This is a genomic window from Streptomyces sp. NPDC034049, from assembly GCF_055575575.1.
Genome location: NZ_JBVISJ010000009.1, coordinates 410,592 through 431,196 on the forward strand (window position 1 = coordinate 410,592; position 20,605 = coordinate 431,196).

The window sequence follows — 20,605 nt, forward strand, 5'->3', positions numbered from 1 at the left end:
GAGTCTGACCCTCATGACCGCACTCGCTGCCAGCTGGCTGCCGCTCAGTCCCGGAGAACGCGCGGTGGCGATCGCGGTGCTCGTGCACGGCCCGCTCTCGCGCACGGAGCTCGCCCGGCGCCTCGGTCTGTCCGCCGGGAGCCTCACCCGGCTGACCAAACCGCTGATCGAGTCGGGGCTGCTGGTGGAGACCGCCGAGGGGGCCGCGCTTTCCGAGGTCCGGCAGGGGCGCCCCTCGCAGCCGCTGGACATCGTCGCCGAGTCCCGTACCTTCGTCGGCTTCAAGATCACCGACGACATGGTGTACGCCGTGGTCACCACGCTCCGAAGCGAGATCGTCACCCGCCACGACCGCCCGCTGTCCACACACGACCCGGAACGGGTCGCCGACCTGCTCGCCGAGATGACCGCCGAACTCGCCCGCACGCACCCCTCGTTGGCCGGTATCGGCATCGGGGTCGGCGGACTCGTCCGGCGTCGCGCGGTGGTCGGGGAGTCGCCCTTCCTGTCCTGGCGCGACGTCCCGCTGGCCGAACTCGTCGAGGAGCGCACCGGGCTGCCCGTGGTCGTCGAGAACGACGTCGCCGCGCTCGTCGAGGCCGAGACCTGGTTCGGCGCGGGCCGCGGCCTGGACCGGTTCGTCGTCCTCACCATCGGCGCGGGCGTCGGCTACGGGCTGGTCCTGGGCGGCAGGCGCGTGCCCCACGCGGAGGAGGACCGGGGGTTCGGCCGCCACTGGATCATCGACCCCGCCGGGCCGCTCACCCCCGACGGGGAGCGCGGCAGCGCCGTCTCGCTGCTGAGCATCCCCAGCATCCGGTACCAGGTGCGGGCGGCCACCGGGCGTGAGGTGAGTTACGAGGAGATCCTGGCCGGCGCGGCCGAGGGGCAGCCGATGTGCGCGCGGGTCGTCGGTGAGGCCGGGCGGGCACTGGGGATCCTGGTGGCGCAGATCGCGAACTTCGTGATGCCGCAGAAGATCCTGCTCGCGGGGGAGGGGGTCGGGCTGATGGCGGTGGCGGGGGAGACCGTGCACGAGACGGTCCGCGCCCACCGGCATCCGCTGGCCGGGCCCGTGCCGCTGGAGACGAAGGTGTCCGACTTCCATGACTGGGCGCGCGGGGCGGCCGTGCTGGCCATTCAGGTCCTCGTGCTCGGAACGATCGAGCCGTAAACGCAGAGTGATCAGCTTCACGGTCCGTAATGTCGGAAGTGGGACCTTTACTCACATCGGCTTCACGTTCGAGGACATATGGTTTACACCATGTCCACTACCCCTGATGTCGTCCTGGAAAGAGCGGAAGGACCGGCGCGAACGGCCGCCGAGGTCAACGAGGAGATCCGGGCGCTCTGGTTCCGGAGCGGCGGGACGTTGAACAGGGAGCAGCGGAGCGAGTACGAGCGTCTTGTCCTGGAGTGGGCGGCCGCGTCGTAAGGGGCGCGCCCCGAGCGCGCCCGAGGGCGCGCCCGTCCCCTCGGGTTCTAGCTCCAGCTCTGTGAGTACTGGCGTCGGTACGCCTGGCGGTCCTGTTCGGTGCGGATGAAGCGGGTGGCCGCCAGCGCGACCATGCTGCCGGCGATCACCAGCAGACCGGGGCCGACGTTGCGGGGATCGGCGAGGCGGTCCAGCAGGTCGGAGGCGGCCTCGATGCCCTCGACGGACTCCACGGCACCCGGCTCGGCGGAGCCCGGGGCGGCGGCACCCTGGGCGTCGTCGTCGGAGCCGTCGGCCGAGGCGGTCGGCCGGGCGGCGGACTGCGGCAGACCGGTCAGCTGGACGCCGAGGTCGTCGAGAGCGTCGGACAGCGGCTGGAAGAACGTCGTACCGCCCGCCCGGCAGTCGCCGTTGCCGCCCGAGGTCACGCCGAGCGCGACCCCCTCCGAGAACAGCGGGCCCCCACTGTCGCCCGGCTCGGCGCAGACCGTGGTCTCGATGAGACCGGTGACCGTGCCCTCGGGGTAGTTGACCGTGGCGTCGAGGCCGGTCACCTCGCCGTTGCGGAAGCCGCTGGTGCTGCCGCTGCGGAAGACCCGCTGGCCGACCGCCGCGTCACCGACGGAGGTGATGCGCACCCCGCGGCCGTCACCGACGGAGACGACGTTGGTCTTGTTGCTCGGCGCGTCCTGGAGGTACTGGACGAGCGAGTAGTCGGCGCCGGGGAAGTTGGTCTCGGTCGTCCGGCCGATCTCCTGCCGGCCCTGGTCGTCCGAGAACCACACGGAACCCTCGGGCCCGCAGTGCCCGGCGGTCAGCATGAAGTCGTTCTCGCCGTCGGTGACGTTGAAGCCGATCGAGCAGCGCCCGCCGGTACCGAAGATCGGCTGCGCGCCGTTGAGCCGCATCGTGTACGCGCCCTCGGTGCGCTCCATCCGCACGGAGCCGCCGATCTCCTCGGCGAGGTCGGTCAGGCCCGCCCAGTCCTTCTTGGAGACCGTGCTGTCGGCGCGCACCACCACCTCGTTGGAGGCGGGGTCGATCGCCCAGGAGGTGCCCGGCACCCGGGGGGCCGAACGCAGCGCCTTCGTGGCGGACTTCAGGTCGTCGCCGCTGTACTCGACCATCTTGGGGCGGGCGCCCGCCCGCTCGACCTCGTCGGCGGCCTCCTCGTCGGTGACGGCGACGACCGGACTGCCGTCCTCGGCGATCCAGGTGCCCGCCGTCCGCTCCGGGCCGAGTTCGGTCAGCAGACCGTTTCCGGTGCCGGACGCGGCCAGCACCGCGCTCGGGGTCGCGGGCGGGGTGACGGCGGGTTCGGTCGCCATCGCCGCCTGTGTGACCATCAGGGCCCCGCAGATCACTCCACCGGCGGCCGTCAGCCGCGCCACCCGCTTCACGACTCGTCGTCGTGCGTGCCTCATTGCCTGGCTCCCGAACCCCGTCCGACACGGTGTCAACACCGCCAGGGCGTCCGGTCCTTGAGCGCCCTCCTTTCATACGCGCGGCGGTCGGCACATGTTCACCCGTCCGCGTCGACGTATCCCAACGTCCGGTTCATGGCGATCGCGCGGCTGTTGGCCGGGTGGTGGACCGTACGGACGAGGCTCACCCCGCAGATCCCGGCGAACCCGATGCCGAAGGTCTTCATGGCCACCGAGATGCCCCGTCCCCGGTGGCCGGCCCGCACCCCGGTCATCTCGTTGAACACGAACCCGGACCCACGCCTGTCCGAGGTGGCCGCCATACCGATCCACCGGTCGCCGTCCAGAGCCAGCACGACACCGCGCGGATCGTAGGAGGGCACCTCGAAGCGGAGCCGGTGGTACTCGTCGTACGGGAAGAAGGCGCCGCGCTCGGGGATGTCGGCCGAGCACTCCTTGTTGAGGTCGTACAACGCCCGGCGGTGCTCCGGGGTGTCGCCGAGTTCGGAGAGCGTGGTCAGCCGGATGCCGGAGGTCCGGCACTTGTCGACATACGGCTGGAAACGTGCCAGGTCGAAGTGGGTGACGTCCAGTTGGAGCCGGACCGGGCCGGGCTTCATCAGCGCTTGCCTCCCACTCCGCAGAACATGGCCACTTCCGCCGGCTCGCCGCCGTCGTCGGTGGGGTCCGGCCGCCAGCGCGTGCACGAGACGACGCCCGGTTCGAGGAGGTCCAGTCCGTCGAAGAAGCGGGCCACCGTCTCGGGGGTGCGCTGGTGCAGGCGCGGGGTGCCGTGCTCGTTCCACCAGGCCGCCGCGATGTCCACGTCGGGCCACTGCGGGCTGGTGACGGTGTGCGACAGCATCAGATGGCTGCCGACGGGCAGGGCGGCCATCAGACGGCGCACGATGCCGTGCGGGTCCTCGTCGTCGGGTACGAAGGCCAGCACGTCGAGCAGCATCAGCGCGACCGGCCGGGTCAGGTCCAGAGTCCGCGCGGCGTGTTCGAGGATCGAGTCGACGTTGCGCACGTCCTCGTCGACATGGTCCGTACGGCCCTCGGGCGCGCTCGTCAGCAGGGCCCGCGCGTGCACCAGGACCAGCGGGTCGTTGTCGACGTAGACGATCCGCGCGTCCGGGCGGATGCGCTGGGCCACCTCGTGGGTGTTCTCCGCCGTCGGCAGCCCGGCGCCGATGTCCAGGAACTGGCGGATCCCCACCTCGGCGGCGAGATGGCGCACCGCCCGGCGCAGGAACCACCGGTCCGCGCGGGCGTAGTCGTGGATGCTCGGGTGCAGACGGCGGATCTCGTCCCCGGCCCTGCGGTCGACCTCGTAGTAGTCCCTGCCGCCGAGCCAGTAGTTCCAGATCCGTGCCGCGCTCGGCCGCGTGGTGACGATGCGACGGTTCAGCGACGAGGAGGGGAAGTCCGAGGCTGCCGGGTTGTCCGTCACGGCATCAACTCCTGGATCGACTGTGAAGGTGCGTGCATGCAACGGGCAATGTAGACCCGCGGGTTGGTGTTTGCCGACCGTTCTGCGATCTTCACCGCGCCCGCGGCCGGGCTCCCGTGCGGCACCTCGCCGAACAACGTTCGTCGAGACCTCTCTACTAATCAGTAACTCTTCGGTAGTCTCCCCGCCACTGATGGACATGACCATGACGAACGCGGCGGAGGTTCCCATGACCTCGCCGCCTTGACATGCGAAGACAGGCGAAGGCCTGCGAGGGAAGGGAACGAACATGACAGCAAGCGGTGTGGGACGCCGCGTCACCACGGTCGCCGCGGTGGCCGTACTGGGTCTGGGAGCTTCGATGACCGCGGCCGTTCCGGCGGCCGCCGCCCCGAGCACGGCCGCGACCCCCGCGGCCGCTGCCGCCGAGGTGGACTACGCGACCTGGCAGAAGGACGTGAAGGCCGTCGTCGACACGGCCACGCCCTACATTCAGCAGCGCACCGCCAACTCCTCGGGGCAGAAGCTCGCCGTCGTCTTCGACATCGACAACACGACGCTGGAGACGCACTACACGCCCTGGTACCAGCTGCCGACGCCGGCCCTGAAGCCCTCCCTGACGCTGGCCAAGTACGCCAAGTCCCGTGGGGTCGCCGTCTTCTTCGTCACCGCCCGCCCCGGCATCATCGAGTCCCTCACCGAGTGGAACCTGGAGAACGTCGGCTACCCCGTCGACGGCCTCTACGTGCGCGACCTGCCCGACCTGTTCGCCGAGGTCGCCGCCTACAAGACCGCCTCGCGCGCCGACATCGAGTCCGACGGCTACACGATCATCGCCAACGTCGGCAACAACACCACCGACCTCGTCGGCGGCCACGCCGAGCGCACCTACAAGCTGCCCGACTACGACGGCCTGCTGGACTGACGCCGCCCCACCGCTCGTTCCCGAGGACACGGCCGCCCGCGGATCCCGTCGGCGACCGTGCCCCCTAGACTCCCGCCATGGCCGACGAAACCACGCTCGACGCCCTCGGCGCGGGCAAGTACCTGCTGGTGACCACCTATCGCAAGAACGGCACCACCGTGCCGACCCCGGTGTGGGTGGTGCGGGACGGGGACGCGCTCGGCATCTGGACCGTCGGCGACTCCTGGAAGGTCAAGCGCATCCGGAACCGCGCCGACGTCCTCGTCGGCCCGTGCGACGTGCGCGGCAACCCCACCGGCGACTCCGTCCCCGCCCGCGCGGAGATCCTCGACGCGGCCGGCTCCGCCGCCTACCGTCGGCTCATCGCCCGCAAGTACGGCGTCCTCGGCCGTCTCACCCTCGTCGGCAGCCGACTGCGCCGGGGCGCCGACGGCACGATCGGCATCCGCATCACCCTCACCGAGAGCTGACTCACGCCCCGTCGCCCGCGTGCCCCGTACGCCACGCCCACGCCGCGATCTCCACCCGGTTCCGGGCGGCGAGCTTGAGCTGGATGCTGCCGAGATGGGTCTTGACCGTGGAGAGGGACACGAACATCGAGGCGGCGATCTCCGCGTTGGTGTGCCCCAGCGCGACCAGGCGGACGACGTCGAGCTCCCGGTCGGTCAACGCCTCCTGGGGGCGCGGGACTTCGGGGGCGGGCGCGGGGGCGTCCCGTTCCGCCGTCACGTGCCTGAGGAGCCGGACCGTCACCGACGGCGACACCAGCGAGTCGCCCACCGCCGCGGCCCGTACGGCCTCGGCCAGCAGGGTCGGCCCCGAGTCCTTCAGCAGGAAGCCGCAGGCACCGCCGCGCAACGCCCCGTAGACGTACTCGTCGAGGTCGAACGTGGTCACCACGACCACCCGCAGCGGATCGGCCACACCCGGACCCGCCAGCAGCCGGGTGGCCTCCAGCCCGTCCAGCTTCGGCATCCGGATGTCCAGCAGACACACGTCGGGCCGCACCTCACGGGCCAGCCGCACGGCCGTCTCGCCGTCGGAGGCCTCCGCCACCACGGTGATGTCGGGTTGCGCGTCGAGGAAGAAACGGAAGCCGGTGCGGACCATGTCCTGGTCGTCGGCGATCAGGACCCGGATCGGGCTGCGGTCGTTCATGGGCGCATCATGCCTGACGGAGACCGAAGCGGCGGGAGGCAGGCGGCCGAAGGGGCGTCAGTCGGCTTCCTGGGCCCGCTCCGCCGTCACCTTCCGCAGCAGTGGCCGGCTCCCGGCGAGCGCCGCGAACATGGTCGCCGTGCCGAGGGCGACACAGAGGGCGAGACGCACGGCCCCGGACGCGTCCGGCTGCAGATGGAAGGCCTCGTTCACCTTGATCCCGGCGTAGATCCCGGTCGCCGTCGTCCCACCGGCGAGGACCACCAGAGGCAGCGCGGTCTCCCGGATCCGCGCCCGGTCCAGCACCTTCAGCGGCGTACCGGCCAGCCGCAGCAGCGCGTACACCCGGCGCCGGTCCAGGACCGTGGCCGCCGCGGTGAGTCCGGCGGAGGCGGCGGCGACCAGGAAGCCCAGGGCCAGCACCGCGAGCCCCATCTCGCCGATGAGCCGGCTCGTCGAGTCGCCCTCGGCGTTGACGTGGTCCTGGGTCACCGGCAGGTTCCCGGGGGCGAGAGAGGACAGCGCGGTCGACGCGGTGTCCAACTCCTCCTGGCCGCCGCGCACCTGGGCCACGACGCCCTCCTCGCCGACCAGGATCCCGTCGTAGGTGTCGGCGCCGACCGTCTCCACTCGCGCCTTCACCCCCGCTTCGGTGAGCAACTTCCTTGCTTGTAGGGCCAGTTGGTCCGCCTCCCCGTGCTCCGCGCGTACGGCCACCTGCCCCCGGTAGTCGTAGCCCACGAGGCCGATCTGCCCGACGGTGAAGAACCCGGCGACCAGACCCGCGAGGACCAGACCGCTGACCGTGCGCCAGGCGCCGCGCGGATCGTCGCTGAGCCGGCGCGCGGCCAGCAGCGTCGCGGGACCGCGTGCGACGCGGCTCAGCAACCTGCCCAGCATGTCGACGACCCAGGGGCCGAGGGTCCAGAACGCCCCGTACACCAGGACGATCAGCGCGATCGTCTGACCCGTGCTCATCCCGCTGTCCGCGCTGCCCACCACGTACAGCCCGACGGCGACGAACAGCACCAGCCGGATCAGCCTCGTCCGGCGCGGATCGGTCTGCTGGGCCACGCCCAGCGGGGAACGCGCCACCCCGCGCAGCGTCGTCGTCGCGCTGACCGAGGTGAGCACGGCCACGACCGCCACCACCGCCAGGAGCCAGGACACGCCGACCCACAGCTGACCGGCGTACCAGGTCCCGATGCCGTACGGCACCCGCGCGAGGACCGGCACCAGCAGGGTGTACCCGATCGCGCCGAGGAAACCGCCGGCCAGGCCCACCGCCGCCGACTCCACACCCGTCATCGTCAGGATCTGCCGGGGCGTCGCTCCGGCCAACCGCAGGGCGGCGAGCCGCTGTTCGCGCCGGGCGGCACCGAGGCGCCCGGCGGCCGAGGCCAGCACGATCACGGGGACGACGACGAGGGCGCCTCCGAGCACCGCGGCCTGCTGGTCGAAGGCGGTGAACAGACTGGGCCTGGTACCGCCGAAGCCGTCCACGCGGGCGCGGGCGGTGAGGAGGTCCAGGACCCTGCCCTCGGCGGCGCGGGTGATCGCCGGGTCGGTGGGGGCGCGACCGACGACGGCGACGAGTTCGTCGGGGGAGGCGAGGCCGGCGTCGCCGATCGTGCCGTAGCCGGACCCGGTGGGGAAGCGGTCGGCGAGCCGCGTCGCCGGCAGCTCGCGCATCAGCTCCGCCAGGGCCGGGGACAGATACGTGCGCCCCGGTGCGGGGAAGTGGGCCAGGCCGGGTGGGGCGGGTGTCGCGGTCCGGTTCGGCAGCTGGGCCAGCGAGACCACGGTGACCGGCCGGTGGTCGACGTACGTCGTGCCCAGCGTCTGCACGGCGGTCGCCCGCCCTGCCGGCACGGCGTCGGGCGTACGCCAGGCCGTGCGGTCGGCCCGGACGCCGGAGCCCAGGTAGGCGGCGAGGAGGGTCAGCAGCACGAGGGCGCCGGCGGCCGCCGCGGCGACGGAGAGGAGGTGGCTCTGCAGGCCGCGCCTCCCGGAGGAACGGGCCAGGTGCCAGGTCAGGGGCAGGACGGGGGAGCGCATTCTTCGTCTCCGGGGAATCGGGGTGCGAGGGGTCGACGCTTCGGGGGGCGAGGGGCCGGGGGATTCAGAGGGAACGGGGGATTCAGAGGAAACGGGGCGAGGGTTCGGTTCGCCGGAGGGCTCGGTCCGATCGGTTCGAGGGCGAGTGCGGGTTGTTCGTGGCTCGTCGCGCAGTTCCCCGCGCCCCCCAGGGCGCTCACGCGCCCACCCCGCGGCGGCCTACGCGGCCGTGTACCGGCTGTGGCCGGCGATCCGGCCGTCCCTCACCTGTAGGACGCGGTCGCAGTGGGCGGCCACCTCGGCGTCATGGGTGACCATGACGAGGGCCGCCCCCTGGTCGCGGGTGACCGAGGTGAGCAGGCGGACGACCTCCTCGCCGGTGGTCTGGTCGAGGGCGCCCGTGGGCTCGTCGGCGAAGACGACGTCGGGCTCCACGGCGAGCGCGCGGGCGATAGCGACGCGCTGGGCCTGGCCGCCGGAGAGCTGGCCGGGGCGGCGGTGTTCCAGGCCCGCGAGGCCGAGCGGGGCGAACCAGCGGCGGGCCCGCTCGACGGCCTGACGCCGAGGCACGCCTTCCAGCATCAGGGGGAGGGCGACGTTCTCCTCGGCCGGCAGCTCGGGCAGCAGCTGGCCGAACTGGAAGACGAAACCGAACCGCTTGCGGCGCAGCGCGCTCAGCTTGTTCTCGCCCCAGTGGTCGATGCGTTCGCCGCGCAGCAGGACCTGCCCGTCGTCGGGGCGGACGATGCCGGCCAGGGTGTGCAGCAAGGTCGACTTGCCGGAGCCGGACGGGCCCATGACGGCGAGGGACTCCCGCTCGGCGACCGCCACGTCCACGCCGGCCAGGGCGGTGGTGGGGCCGTACTTCTTGACGAGGCCGTTGCCGGCCAGGACGGTGCTCATGACGGGCCCTTTCGACCGGCCTGGCCGCGCTCGAACTTCCAGGTGACGCTGGACGCGTCGGCCTTGACGACGGTGACGGGGACGGAGATGTCCTTGCCGTCGCCGTCCCGCCCCGTGCAGGTCACCTCGGCGCCGGCCACGGCCTTCAGGTCCGGGCACGTCAGACCGGAGATCTCGCCGCTGATCCAGGGCAGCGGGCTGTACTTCGACTCCGTGCGGCCGGCGACGATGTTCCCGCTGAGCGCCTTCTGCCCGTCCACGGTCACGGTGTTGAACCTGTCGAGGCCCGTCGTGGACTCCGTACCGCTGAACGCGTAGGTGAGGGCTCCGCCGCCGACGGCCACGGCCGCCACGGCGGCCCCGGCGACGAGGAGGGGCTTGCGTTCCATGAGGTGCTCCCGGTGGAGAGAAGGGGTGAGGTGGCGACCCCCAACCTCTCCCGGCGACGGGGGCACCCGCCTCGGCCGAACGGCCAGGCTTCCCCTCCCACCGGACACGCCTCCTCGGCCGTACGGCCGATACGGCGAGCACCGCCGCTGCCTACTGTGATCCGCGTGAACCTCGTGCTCGACACCAAGGAACCCCCGGACGGCGCCCCCGGCCGGCCGACGCGGCCCGCCAGAGCCGGCTGTCTACGCGTGGGCGGCGTCGTGGCGCTGTGCCTGGCCTGCGCGTCCGACTTCCTCCTCCTGGCAGCGAACGGCGTCACCTACCTGTGGCTGCACCTGCTCTCCCTGGCCGTCGGCCTCGCGGCCCTCCTGTGGCCCGAACACCGCCGGCCGGACCGGCTGACCCCGCAGGTCCGCGCCGGTGTACCGGCTCTCGCCGCCCTGGCGAACGTGGTGATCCTCGTCCTGGCCCGGGAGATGGGTGGCTTCGGCCTGGGGCAGGCGGCCGTGCTGCTGTGTCTGCTGGTCGTCGCGGTCCGCGCCTGCCCACCCGGCTGGGCGCTGGCCTGCGGGCTCCTCGACGGTTTCGCACTGATCCTGCTTCCGCTGCCCTACCTCGCCCGCACGCCGGACGACGACGGCAGCATCGGCGCCGTCATGGTCCTGATGCTCCTCGGCGGGATCGCGGCCGGCGGCGCCGCCTATCTGCGCACCCTGGACAACAGGCGGAACCAGATCGTCACCGAGACCCGCCGGGCCGAACGCCTCGCGATGGCCGCCGACCTGCACGACTTCGTCGCCCACCACGTCACCGGGATCCTGGTGCAGACCCAGGTCGCCCGGATGATGGCCGGCGCCGAACCCGAGCGAAGCGGGACGGGGGTCCTCCCGGACGAAGTCCGGGGGAGGCTCGACCCCGTCCTCGCGGGCATCGAGCGCGCCGCGACCGAGGCGCTGGCCTCGATGCGCCGCACGGTCGGCGTGCTGCGCGACCACGAGGAGGGGCCCGGGACCGCCGACCGGCGGCCGGTCGGCGATCTGGCGGGTGTCGACGAACTGGTCCGCGGCTTCGACGGCGTCGGCGGGGTCGACGGACGCTCCGCCGTGCTGCGCCACGACCCCTCCGTCCCCGCCGACCTGCCGCACGAGGTGCAGGCCGCCGCCTTCCGCGTGGTGCAGGAGGCCCTGACGAACGTCCGCCGGCACGCCGCCGACGCCACCGAGGTCACCGTCGACCTCCGCCACGGGCGCGGAGGACTGGAGGTCCTGGTCCGCGACGACGGGCGCGGCGGCGCCCGGCTGCCGGAGGCGGCCCGGGGTGGCGGCTTCGGGCTGGTCGGCCTCACGGAACGGGTCACCGCGCTCGGCGGCGGTGTCCGGGCCCGGCCCCGCGAGGACGGCCCCGGCTGGGAGGTCCGCGCCGTGCTCCCGACCGCCCCCCGGAGCCGCCCCCTGAGCTGAACCTCCCGGCCCGGCTGCCCGTATCTCCTCTCGGGGATGGCGGGAGACCGCGTGCACGGAAGGAGAACAGCGTGTCGAAACCGCCCGAACCGGGCCGGACGGCGAAGCGTCCCACGATCGAGCCGACCTACGTCATGCGCCGGCGCAGGACCGAGGCCCTGGCCGAGCTGCTGCGTGAGTTCGAGCAGTACAAGGGCGCGGGTGCGGAGCAGAGCGCCCCCGAGGACGAGTACGAGACCGTCGCCGTACCCCCCACCCCGGCACCGGTCCCGACACCGCCGCCCCCGCCGTCGACACCGCCCCCGCCGGCCGCGCCCGCACCGGAGCCGGGGCCCGCCCCCGAGCGGATCCTGCCCCGGACGGAGTACGAGACCGAGGAACTCCCCCCGGTCATGGTCGGCGAGGACTTCGGCTCGGACACGGTCCCGCGCGACGAACCCGGACACCGCCGCCGGCAGCGCCGCCGGTCGGCCCCCGGCGACGGAGCCGGCCTCAAGCGCGCCGCCGTGATCGTCGGCATCGGCGCGGCGGCCCTGCTGGGCTTCGGCGCCGCCCTGCTGCTGCCCGGCGGCGACGCGGAGAAGGAGGCGCGCACCGTCACCCCGACCGCGACCCCGTCAGCCCCCGCGTCCTCGGCGCCCGCCCCGGACGACGGCGCCGACCCGGACGGCCCCGGCACCCTCCGCGAGGGCGACCGCGGCCCCGAGGTGTCCGAACTCCAGCGACGCCTGCTCCGTATCCCGAACGTGTACGACAACGGCTCCACCTCGGGCGAGTACGACCTCGTCCTACGGGAAGCGGTGGCGCGCTTCCAGCTCTGGTACGGCATCCGGGGCGACGAGACGGGCGTCTACGGCGACGACACCCGCAAGGACCTCGAATCCCGCACCACTGTCTAGGCGCACGACGGGCCACGGACCCGGTGTGTCACGGGATCAGCCGGGTTGTTGCCCCGCCCTGAACGGACCATCCTGGCCCTATGGTGACGAAGGCGTCCGGCGCGTCGCGGGCTGCCACGGCCGGTGAGGCGATGGCGGTGGTCGACGCGCGCGGCCTCGTCACGGGATGGAGCGAGGGCGCCCGGCGCCTCACCGGGTACACCGCCGAGGAGGTGACCGGGAGGCCCGCGGCCGACCTGGTCGAAGGGGACGCGACGGCGGTCTGGCGCACGCTGCTGACGTACGGCGACGTGGTGGTGGACCTGCGCTACCGGGACGGGCGACGGCAGAAGGTCGCGATGCGGATCTGCCCGGTACGGGGCGGGGACGGCGAGCGGCGGCGGTTCGTCGTCCAGGCGACACCCGATCGGACCGAGCGGGGCCTCGGCGAGCTGGCCTTCAAGCAGGCGTCGATGTCCATGTCGGTCTTCGACACCGGGCAGCGCTATCTGCGGATGAACGACTGGGCGTGCCAGGTCATGGGGCAGCCCGAGGAGGAGTTCCGGCACCAGTACTTCCCCGACACCGTGGAGGACGCTGAGCACAGCCGGGGCTTCCTGCGCCATCTGGAGATCGTCGTGGAGACCGGGCGGCCGGTCCACTACGAGAGCTGGACCCGCTCGCCGTCCGGCCGGCGCATGCACGCCTGGAGCTTCGAGATGTGGCCGGTGCGGGACCGCTCCGGAGAGCTGATCGGCACCGCCCTCGCCGGCTTCGACAGCAGCGAGCAGTTCTGGGCGCGTCAGCGCCTCGCCCTGCTGAACGAGGCCGCCGGATCCATCGGCACCAAGCTCGACGTCGTCCAGACCGCCCGGGAACTCGCCGAACTCGTCGTCCCCCGGCTCGCCGACTTCGCCAGCGTCGACCTCCTGGAGTCCGTCCTCCAGGGCGAGGAACCCGAGATGGGCCCGGTGGCCGGCGGTGTGCGGCTGCACCGGGCCGCCCACCACTCCGGTACGCCCGGTGTACCGGAGGCGGCCATCGCCCTGGGCGCCGCCGACGTCTATCCGCCCTCCTCACCACCCGCCCGGGCCCTGCTCACCGGCGAACCCGTGCTCAGCCGCACCGGCGACGACTCCCTCGACTCCTGGTTCGCCCGGCACGGCGCCCGCTCCGCCAAACTCCAGGAGGCCGCGGACCACGACCTCTCCCTGATGGCCGTACCGCTGGTCGCGCGCGGCACGACCCTCGGGGTCGCCGTCCTCGTCCGGATCCTGACGCCCGAGCATCCCGACGCCTTCGACCAGGACGACATGTCGCTCGCCGAGGAGCTCTCCAGCCGGGCGGCCGTCTGCGTCGACAACGCCCGCCGCTACACCAGGGAACGCACGACCGCGCTGGCGTTGCAGCGCAGCCTGCTGCCGAAGACGGTCGCCGGACAGGCGGCCGTCGAGTTCGCCTCCCGCTATCTGCCGGCGCTGTCGCAGGCCGGGGTGGGCGGCGACTGGTTCGACGTGATCCCGCTGTCCGGGACCCGGGTGGCACTGGTCGTCGGCGACGTCGTGGGCCACGGCATCCACGCCTCCGTCACCATGGGCCGACTGCGCACGGCCGTCTGGGCGCTCGCCGACGTCGACCTGCCGCCCGACGAACTCCTCACCCACCTGGACGACCTGGTGGAGCACCTCGCGGCCGGCGACGGCACCGGGGACGGGGAGATCGGCGCCACCTGTCTGTACGCGGTCTACGACCCGGTGGACCGCAGCTGCACGATCGCCTCCGCCGGGCACGTGCCGCCCGTCGTCGTGCGGCCCGACGGCAGCGTCCAGGTCGTCGAGGTGGCGGCCGGGCCGATGCTCGGCGTCGGGGGCCTGCCGTTCGAGGCCAGGGAGCTGGAGCTGCCCGAGGGCTCGGTCCTCGCCCTGTACACCGACGGCCTGGTCGAGGCCCGGGACCGTGACGTCGACACCGGCACGGCCGCCCTGTGCGCCGCGCTGGAGGGGCCGGTGGACAGTCTGGAGCGCGCCTGCGACGGCGTGCTGAAGGCACTGCTGCCCGAGACCCCGGCCGACGACGTGGCCCTGCTGCTCGCGCGCACCCGCGCCCTCGACGCGGAGCAGGTCGCCGTGTGGAACCTCACCGACGATCCGGCGCTGGTCGCCAACGCGCGCAAGCTCGCCACCGACCAGCTCGCCCGCTGGGGCCTGGAGGAGGCCGCCTTCGTCACCGAACTCGTGGTCAGCGAACTCGTCACCAACGCCATCCGCTACGGCGGCGCCCCCATCCAGCTGCGCCTGATCCGTGACCGCACCCTCATCTGTGAGGTCTCCGACGCCAGCAGCACCTCACCCCATCTGCGCCGGGCCCGCCAGTTCGACGAGGGGGGCCGCGGCCTGCTCCTGGTCGCCCAGCTCACCGACCGCTGGGGCAGCCGGCCGAGCGGCGCGGGCAAGACCATCTGGGCCGAGCAGGCCCTGCCCCCGGTCCTGTGAACGGCTGTCGGGGGCGGCGCACGCCACCCCCGACAGCCGTTGCCGAAACGGGGTGGTTACTTCTTCCGCAGGCGCACCGACACCCCGTGCGCGGTGAAGACCTGCTCCGCCGTCCAGCCCTCGACGGCCACGGAGACCTCCGCGAACCGGCCCTGCAGGGACCGGGCCGCGACGACCGCGACCGTGCTGCCGGAACGCGGCGCCTGCTCGGTGTCGAAGCGGACGACCAGCTTGCTGCCCCGCTCCAGGACCGCCCGCCCGTCCACCACGAGCGCGGCGTCGGTGCCCCGGTCCAGCGTGACGTCGAGGACACCGGCCTGCGCGTAGCCGCCGCGCACCCGGACGCTGTGGTCGCCGGTGGCCAGGGTGCCGCCCTGCACCCGGACGTCACCGCGGCCGAACGCCTCCTTCGAGCCCGCCGCGAGGACACCGGCCTCCACGACGGTGCCGCCGGTGTACCGGTTGGCGCCGGCCAGCGTGAGCGTGCCGCTGCCCTTCTTGACGAGCCCGCCGCAGCCGTCGATGTCGTTGCGCCAGGTGTCGGCCGCGGCGAGACCGCCGAGCGCGGCGTCCAGCGTGACGGTGACGTCCGCGTCGAAGGAGCCGTAACCGTCCGCCGCCGCGAACAGGTTCAGCCGGCCCCACTGCTCCCAGCCGTCGAGCAGCACATAGCCCGACGGCAGCGCGGTCGTGCGCAGCACCTCGCGCCGCTGCGCCGCGTCGAGGTACGGCAGCCGCGTCTCCAGCAGGACCTCGGCGCCCTTGGGCACGGTCAGGTCCTGGGACTTTCCGCGCCGGGTGAGCACGTACGTCAGCTTCGGCTCGACCAGCCGCGCGTTGGCCGCGCGGTCGGCGTACGGGTCGTCGGCGTCGGAGTGCGCGTACGTGAACAGCGTGTCGGCCGTCGTGCCCGTCTTCGCCTGGAAGTACTCGGCGGCCTGCTCGCGCGCGGCGGCCTTGAGCGCCGCGTTCTTCGGGTCGGCGAGCGCGGCGGCGGCCAGCGCGGTGGCCATGACCCGGCCGCCGAGGACATCGACGGTGGAGTGCATGCCGGACATGATCCGGGTGTGGCTCAGCTCGAAGGCGCGGGTGACGATCTCCTGGAACCGCTCCGGCACCGCGTACGCGAACGCCAGCGCCGCCAGGTGGAAGGCGTTGGTGTGCCCGCTCGGGAAACCGCCGTCATCGGCCGCGGTCTCGCCGCGCTGGCGCAGCAGCTGCTTCACGACGACGACGTCGGAGTCGTAGACCGGGAACCCGAGCTCGTCCTTCTCGCCAGTGTCCACGACCTCGCTGTCCTCGTTCATCCGCCACGGGCGCGGGTACTGGAACGTGAACTTGGCGGGGTTGCCGGAGGCGAACGGGCCGCGCACGGTGTCGACGAGCCTGGCCACCTGGCCGAGGTCGGAGTCGTACGAGCCGGCGCCCAGCGCGGAGCCGGCGGGCGCGTCGGCGGGCACGGCGTCGTTGATCTTCGTCGCCGGTATGCCGTCCGGGGCGGCGGTGATCGAGGTGACCGCCTTGGCGCCCGAGCGGTACAGCTCCGCCAGCGGGCCGAGCGCGCCGATCATCGCGTAGCTCTGGTGCTGCCGGTCGTAGACGAAGGCCTCGCGGGCCTGTGCCTCGGTGCGGCGGTTCGTCAGGCGCGCGCAGTAGCGCATGTTGGCGCGCAGGATCTCCGGCAGCAGCGGGGTGCCGGTGTTCCAGGCGTCGCCGGTCTTCCAGATCTCGGTGAAGCCGCCGAGCGCCCGGACCACGGCGTTGGTCTCGGGGGTCCGGTTCGCCGTGATGTTGGTGGTGTAGTCGTCGACGAACGCGGCGAACGCGGTGGCGGCCTTGGCCTCGGGGGCCTGCCAGAGGTTCGCGAGGGTCGGAGCGGCGATCAGGCCGGCCGACACGCCGAGGGAGTTCCTGAGGAAGACGCGGCGGTTGAGCGTGTGGTGCCCGGCAGATGACGGCATGGAGCGCCGCTCCTTTCGCGGTGGGATGATCGTGCGGGCTGAGCGTGGGGGTGACGTATGACCGGTCGTTGTCCGGTCGGCGACCGGACGGTGATCAGCGGGTGACCGGTCGGAGGAGAGTACGTGCGAGTGCCAACGCCCCTTCGACCGGCGGCACTTGGAGCACATGCGGTCGCGCGGACGGTACAGCGTCGAGGAGCGCTTCGGCGAATGCGGAGTACAGGGCGGGCCGGGAGACGATCGTCCCGCCGGCCACCACCACGTCGTCGACGGGGATCTGACGGTCGGCGAGCCGGGCCACGAGCGAGGCGAGCGCGCGGCCCCCTTCGTCGATCACCCGGCGGGCGAGGAGGGAGCCCTCCTCGGCGGCGTCGAACACCTCGGGGGCGTGCCGGCCCCAGTCGGCGGACATCGAGGTGGCGGCCTCCAGCGCCCCGCCGAGAGCCGGCACCTCGCTCACCCCGAAGGAGGCGACGAGCCGGCGGGCGAGCGCGTCGGGCGCCTCGCCCCGGTCGTGCGCGGCCCAGACGGCGCGGCACGCCTCCCGGACCAGACCGGCGGCGCCGCCCTCGTCGCCGAGGACCGCGCCCCAGCCGCCGACCTGCACGGACGTACCGTCGGCGGACCGGCCGACGGCCACCGAACCGGTGCCCGCGACCAGCCCCACCCCCCGGTCGAAGCCGGCGGCGGGGGCCAGCAGCTCGGCGTCGCCCACCACCAGGCACGGCACCTGAAGCCGTTCCTGGAGGGCGAGACGTATCCCCTCGCACTGCCGGGGCGTCTCACAGGCATGGGCGCCGACGGCCACGGCGGAGGCAGGGGTGTGCGCGGGCAGCACCTCCTCGACCAGCGTGGCCAGCCACGCGGTCGCGGCGGCCGGGTCGTGCGGCCGCCAGCCACGGCTGGTGCGGATGTGGTCGGCCACCGGCTCCGTCCCCGTGACAGCCCGGAGATGGGTCTTGGTGCCGCCCACGTCGATACCGACCGCGACGGGCCTCGAGTCCGGCACGTGACGCCTCTTTCGTCGTTGCGTTGCGTTGGGCGCAGCGACGGCCGGGCGAAACCGTGCATGGACACACAGGGGCTGCGGGGGGTGCTCGTGAGGCCCCGGGACGGGCCTCTGGCGATGCGGTAGGCGAGTACCGCTTGACTTCGTTAGGAAATTAACTAACGAATAAGAGTGCGTCAAGGGTTACGACGCCGGACACCGCACGACCGTGCGCCCGCATGATCGCGGTACGACTGGGGAGAGCATGCAACTGAGCGAGAGCGCCCGCGCTGTCTTCGCCGTACTGGCCGCGTCGAGCACCGCCACCCGCCCGCAACTGGCCACCGGGGCGCGCCTTTCCAAGCCGACCGTCTCCACCGCCGTGGCCGAGCTGGAGGCGGCCGGTCTGGCCGCCCGCTCGGGCACCCTCAACGGCGGAACCGGCAGGTCGGCGGCCGTATACGATCTCGGTCCCGCCGCCGGCGCGGTCCTCGCCGTCGACCTCGGCCCCAGCGTCACCCGGGTCCGGGTCTGCGCCCTGGACGGCACCCTGCTCGCCGAGGGCACCGGACTGCGGGCGGACACCGTCGACGTGGTCGCGGACGCACTCTCCCGGTTGCCGGCCGGGGCGCCGCTGCGGGCCATCGTCGTCGCCGTCGGCGACGTCACCGTCCAGAGCCGGGAGGGCACGGCCGTACGGCCCGCCACCGCCAAGGCGGGGCCCATCTTCGACGCCCTGACCGTGGCCCTCCCGCCCGGCGTGCCCGTGCACGTCGAGAACAACGTGAACTGCGCCGCCCTCGCCGAGCTGCACGAAGGCGCGGCCCGGGGCCGGGACACCTTCGGCTATCTGCGGATCGGCGTCGGCATCGGTCTCGGTGTCGTCATCGGCGGCCAGGTGCTGCGCGGCGCGAACGGCGCCGCCGGTGAGGTGGCCCGGCTGCCCTACCCGTGGGACGCCGACCGGGAACCCCGCCACGAGGGCCTGGAGGCGCACATAGGAGCGGGTTCCCTGCTGCGCCGGGCGGCGGACGCCTGGCAGGGCGCGGACGGCCCCTGCCCCGACACCGTCGACGGGCTGTTCGCGCTGGCCGAGGAGGGGCACGCCACGGCCTGCGCCGTCGTCGGCCGGCACGCCGCCGACGTGGGCAGACTCGCCGCCGCGGCCACCGCCGTCCTGGACCCCGGCCTGATCGTGCTGGGCGGTGCCGTGGGCTCCAAGCCCCGGTTGCTGCCCGGCGTACGGGCCGAACTGGCCCGGCTGAGCTGGCCCACCGAGGTCGTGAGCAGCGCGCTCGGCGACAGCGGCACCGTCGTGGGGGCCAGTCGGCTGGCCGTGGCCCGGGGAATCCAAACCGTGACCGGAGGCGCGGGGGTGAAGCATTGACGGACTCCACCGGCATCTGCCAATGTCCGGACAAGCGCTTTCTAAGTCGGCCGGGACGCCGACTTGGGGTGAGCGTCCCGCCTGTACTGAAGTACGGCAACCGCACGAGGGCGTGCCCGTGCGGTGACGGCCAGAACGGCCGGGGATACCGCCCCGCGTGGACGACGCGGCCGGGCGAGGCCGCGCCCCCCGGAAAGCAGCCTTCCTGCAAAATGCACCCGTGCCGCCTCGGTCGGCGCCGTGCTCCGTCCCCTACCGAAAAAAAGGGATCGAAGATGACCACTGTGGGTGTGCGGCGCTCCCGCCGACTCGGCCGCGGCGGTGTGCGCCGCCTGGTTCCCCTCGCTGCCGGTGTCTCGGCGGCCGCCCTGCTGCTCTCCGCCTGCGGAGGAGGGGAGTCCGACTCGGGCGGTACCTCCAAGTCGCTGACGTTCTGGATCTCCACGGTTCCGGGGCAGGACGCGGGCTGGAAGAAGATGGTGGCGCAGTACGAGAAGGAGACGGGCGTCAAGGTCAAGCTCGTCAACATCCCCTACGACGGCTACGCGACGAAGCTGCGCAACTCCGCGCAGGCGAACTCGCTGCCCGACGTGGCGGCCGTGCCGGCGCTCGACCCGATCTGGTCGAACAAGCTGATCGACCTCAGCGACATCGCCAACAACAAGACGAACAAGATCAACGCCAACTTCGTCGCCAAGGACTCGTCCGGGAAGGTGCTGTCCATCCCCTCGGACGTCACCGCGTCCGGCATGTTCATCAACAAGTCGCTCTTCGAGAAGGCCGGCGTCGACTACCCGACCTCGCCCGACAAGACCTGGACCTGGGACGAGTTCATCAAGGCGGCGAACGAGGTCCGGGAGAAGACCAAGGCCAAGTACTCCCTGACCTTCGACCAGTCGCCGTCCCGGCTGCGCGCCATGGTCTACGAGATGGGCGGCAAGTACGTCCACGCCGACGACTCCGGCAAGTTCTCGGTGGACGCGGCGACCAAGAAGGCCGTGAAGACCTTCGTCGGATGGAACGACGACAAGACCATGCCGAAGTCGGTGTGGACGAGCGGCGCCGACCCGTCGGCCATGTTCCAGAGCGGTGACGTCGTCGCCTACTGGTCCGGTGTGTGGCAGGTCGCCGCCTACTCGGAGAGCATCACCAAGTTCGAGTGGGCGAGCGTCCCGACCCCCGCCCAGCCGGTGCAGGCCAGTGACGTCAACAGCGGTGGCATGACGGTCGGCTTCAACAACAACGCCGACGCGGCCGCCGCCGCGAAGAAGTTCCTGTCCTGGCTGTACGAGCCCGACCACTACAAGACCCTGTGCGAGACGTCCGGCTTCCTGCCGGTCGAGAGCGGTCTGAACCCGAAGTACCCCTTCAAGTCCGAGGCGGCGCAGGCGGCGTTCAAGCTCTACAACGAGTCCATCCCGCTCTACGACCCGATCTCCGGCTACTTCAACAGCGCGCAGACGAACTGGGTGCTGAAGGGCAAGAGCCTCGCCGACGACCCGACCAAGGCGGAGCTCGGCAAGGCGATCAACGGCGAGCAGTCGTCCGACAAGGCCCTGCAGAACATCGTCGACGGCTACAACCAGCAGGTCGGCGGCTGATCACGGACCGGCGGTCCCGGGGGGGGGGGGGGCGAACCCACCCCCCCAGGACACAGAACCCCCCCAACTCATGCCCGAGTCCCTCAATCGAC

18 protein-coding genes are annotated in these 20,605 nt (G+C 72.6%); 9 read left to right on the forward strand and 9 right to left on the reverse strand.

Annotated elements, in window-relative coordinates; translation table 11 throughout:
- Positions 1-13 precede the first annotated feature (13 nt).
- Both ACZ52C_RS26765 and ACZ52C_RS26770 read left to right on the forward strand, forming a co-directional pair.
- A complete protein-coding gene (locus ACZ52C_RS26765; protein WP_469077142.1) occupies positions 14-1,174 on the forward strand; it encodes an ROK family transcriptional regulator in 1,161 nt (386 codons plus the stop codon).
- A gap of 78 nt (positions 1,175-1,252) precedes the next feature.
- Positions 1,253-1,435, forward strand: a complete 183-nt coding sequence (locus tag ACZ52C_RS26770) for a hypothetical protein (RefSeq protein WP_192360727.1) — start codon at positions 1,253-1,255, stop codon at positions 1,433-1,435.
- A gap of 47 nt (positions 1,436-1,482) precedes the next feature.
- Here the strand turns inward: ACZ52C_RS26770 and ACZ52C_RS26775 are convergent, their stop codons facing one another.
- From ACZ52C_RS26775 to ACZ52C_RS26785, 3 genes are all read right to left on the reverse strand, one after another.
- Complete coding sequence (locus ACZ52C_RS26775) at positions 1,483-2,859, reverse strand: S1 family peptidase (RefSeq protein WP_469077143.1); 1,377 nt, start codon at positions 2,857-2,859, stop codon at positions 1,483-1,485.
- Positions 2,860-2,957: 98 nt separating this feature from the next.
- Complete coding sequence (locus ACZ52C_RS26780) at positions 2,958-3,479, reverse strand: GNAT family N-acetyltransferase (RefSeq protein WP_469077144.1); 522 nt, start codon at positions 3,477-3,479, stop codon at positions 2,958-2,960.
- Positions 3,479-4,312: an SAM-dependent methyltransferase gene (locus ACZ52C_RS26785; RefSeq protein WP_469077145.1), complete on the reverse strand. Its 834-nt coding sequence runs from the start codon at positions 4,310-4,312 to the stop codon at positions 3,479-3,481. The genes ACZ52C_RS26780 and ACZ52C_RS26785 overlap by 1 nt, the downstream gene beginning before the upstream one ends.
- Before the next feature lie 289 nt (positions 4,313-4,601).
- Here ACZ52C_RS26785 and ACZ52C_RS26790 point away from each other — a divergent pair, with 289 nt between their 5' ends.
- A complete protein-coding gene (locus ACZ52C_RS26790; RefSeq protein WP_469077146.1) occupies positions 4,602-5,237 on the forward strand; it encodes an HAD family acid phosphatase in 636 nt (211 codons plus the stop codon).
- A 77-nt stretch (positions 5,238-5,314) separates the two neighbouring features.
- The gene (locus ACZ52C_RS26795; protein ID WP_469077147.1) at positions 5,315-5,707 is read left to right on the forward strand and encodes a PPOX class F420-dependent oxidoreductase; all 393 of its coding nucleotides are present in this window, start codon (positions 5,315-5,317) and stop codon (positions 5,705-5,707) included.
- A 1-nt stretch (position 5,708) separates the two neighbouring features.
- On the opposite strand, the gene ACZ52C_RS26800 is transcribed toward ACZ52C_RS26795, so the two are convergent.
- The 4 genes from ACZ52C_RS26800 to ACZ52C_RS26815 form a co-directional block, all read right to left on the reverse strand.
- Positions 5,709-6,395, reverse strand: a complete 687-nt coding sequence (locus tag ACZ52C_RS26800; protein ID WP_469077148.1) for a response regulator — start codon at positions 6,393-6,395, stop codon at positions 5,709-5,711.
- Positions 6,396-6,452: 57 nt separating this feature from the next.
- Positions 6,453-8,453, reverse strand: a complete 2,001-nt coding sequence (locus tag ACZ52C_RS26805; protein ID WP_469077149.1) for an FtsX-like permease family protein — start codon at positions 8,451-8,453, stop codon at positions 6,453-6,455.
- Positions 8,454-8,672: 219 nt separating this feature from the next.
- Complete coding sequence (locus ACZ52C_RS26810) at positions 8,673-9,356, reverse strand: ABC transporter ATP-binding protein (RefSeq protein ID WP_469077150.1); 684 nt, start codon at positions 9,354-9,356, stop codon at positions 8,673-8,675.
- Positions 9,353-9,745: a hypothetical protein gene (locus ACZ52C_RS26815; RefSeq protein ID WP_469077151.1), complete on the reverse strand. Its 393-nt coding sequence runs from the start codon at positions 9,743-9,745 to the stop codon at positions 9,353-9,355. The genes ACZ52C_RS26810 and ACZ52C_RS26815 overlap by 4 nt, the downstream gene beginning before the upstream one ends.
- A gap of 165 nt (positions 9,746-9,910) precedes the next feature.
- Here ACZ52C_RS26815 and ACZ52C_RS26820 point away from each other — a divergent pair, with 165 nt between their 5' ends.
- The 3 genes from ACZ52C_RS26820 to ACZ52C_RS26830 all read left to right on the forward strand — a co-directional run bounded on the left by ACZ52C_RS26820 (position 9,911) and on the right by ACZ52C_RS26830 (position 14,576).
- Positions 9,911-11,206, forward strand: a complete 1,296-nt coding sequence (locus ACZ52C_RS26820) for a sensor histidine kinase (protein ID WP_469077152.1) — start codon at positions 9,911-9,913, stop codon at positions 11,204-11,206.
- A 71-nt stretch (positions 11,207-11,277) separates the two neighbouring features.
- Complete coding sequence (locus ACZ52C_RS26825; RefSeq protein ID WP_469077153.1) at positions 11,278-12,105, forward strand: peptidoglycan-binding domain-containing protein; 828 nt, start codon at positions 11,278-11,280, stop codon at positions 12,103-12,105.
- Positions 12,106-12,185: 80 nt separating this feature from the next.
- Entirely contained in the window at positions 12,186-14,576 is a 2,391-nt protein-coding gene (locus tag ACZ52C_RS26830) for a SpoIIE family protein phosphatase (protein WP_469077154.1), read from the forward strand.
- 56 nt (positions 14,577-14,632) lie between these two features.
- On the opposite strand, the gene ACZ52C_RS26835 is transcribed toward ACZ52C_RS26830, so the two are convergent.
- Complete coding sequence (locus tag ACZ52C_RS26835) at positions 14,633-16,537, reverse strand: phosphatase PAP2 family protein (RefSeq protein WP_469077155.1); 1,905 nt, start codon at positions 16,535-16,537, stop codon at positions 14,633-14,635.
- A 94-nt stretch (positions 16,538-16,631) separates the two neighbouring features.
- Positions 16,632-17,546 (reverse strand): BadF/BadG/BcrA/BcrD ATPase family protein, encoded by a 915-nt coding sequence (locus tag ACZ52C_RS26840; RefSeq protein WP_469077156.1) that lies wholly within the window; start codon positions 17,544-17,546, stop codon positions 16,632-16,634.
- A 244-nt stretch (positions 17,547-17,790) separates the two neighbouring features.
- Between ACZ52C_RS26840 and ACZ52C_RS26845 the strand changes: the two genes are divergently transcribed.
- Both ACZ52C_RS26845 and ACZ52C_RS26850 read left to right on the forward strand, forming a co-directional pair.
- Positions 17,791-18,912, forward strand: coding sequence for an ROK family protein (locus ACZ52C_RS26845; protein ID WP_469077157.1), 1,122 nt, complete (start codon positions 17,791-17,793; stop codon positions 18,910-18,912).
- Between the two features lie 275 nt (positions 18,913-19,187).
- Positions 19,188-20,513: an ABC transporter substrate-binding protein gene (locus tag ACZ52C_RS26850; RefSeq protein ID WP_469077158.1), complete on the forward strand. Its 1,326-nt coding sequence runs from the start codon at positions 19,188-19,190 to the stop codon at positions 20,511-20,513.
- The last annotated feature ends 92 nt before the right edge of the window (positions 20,514-20,605 follow it).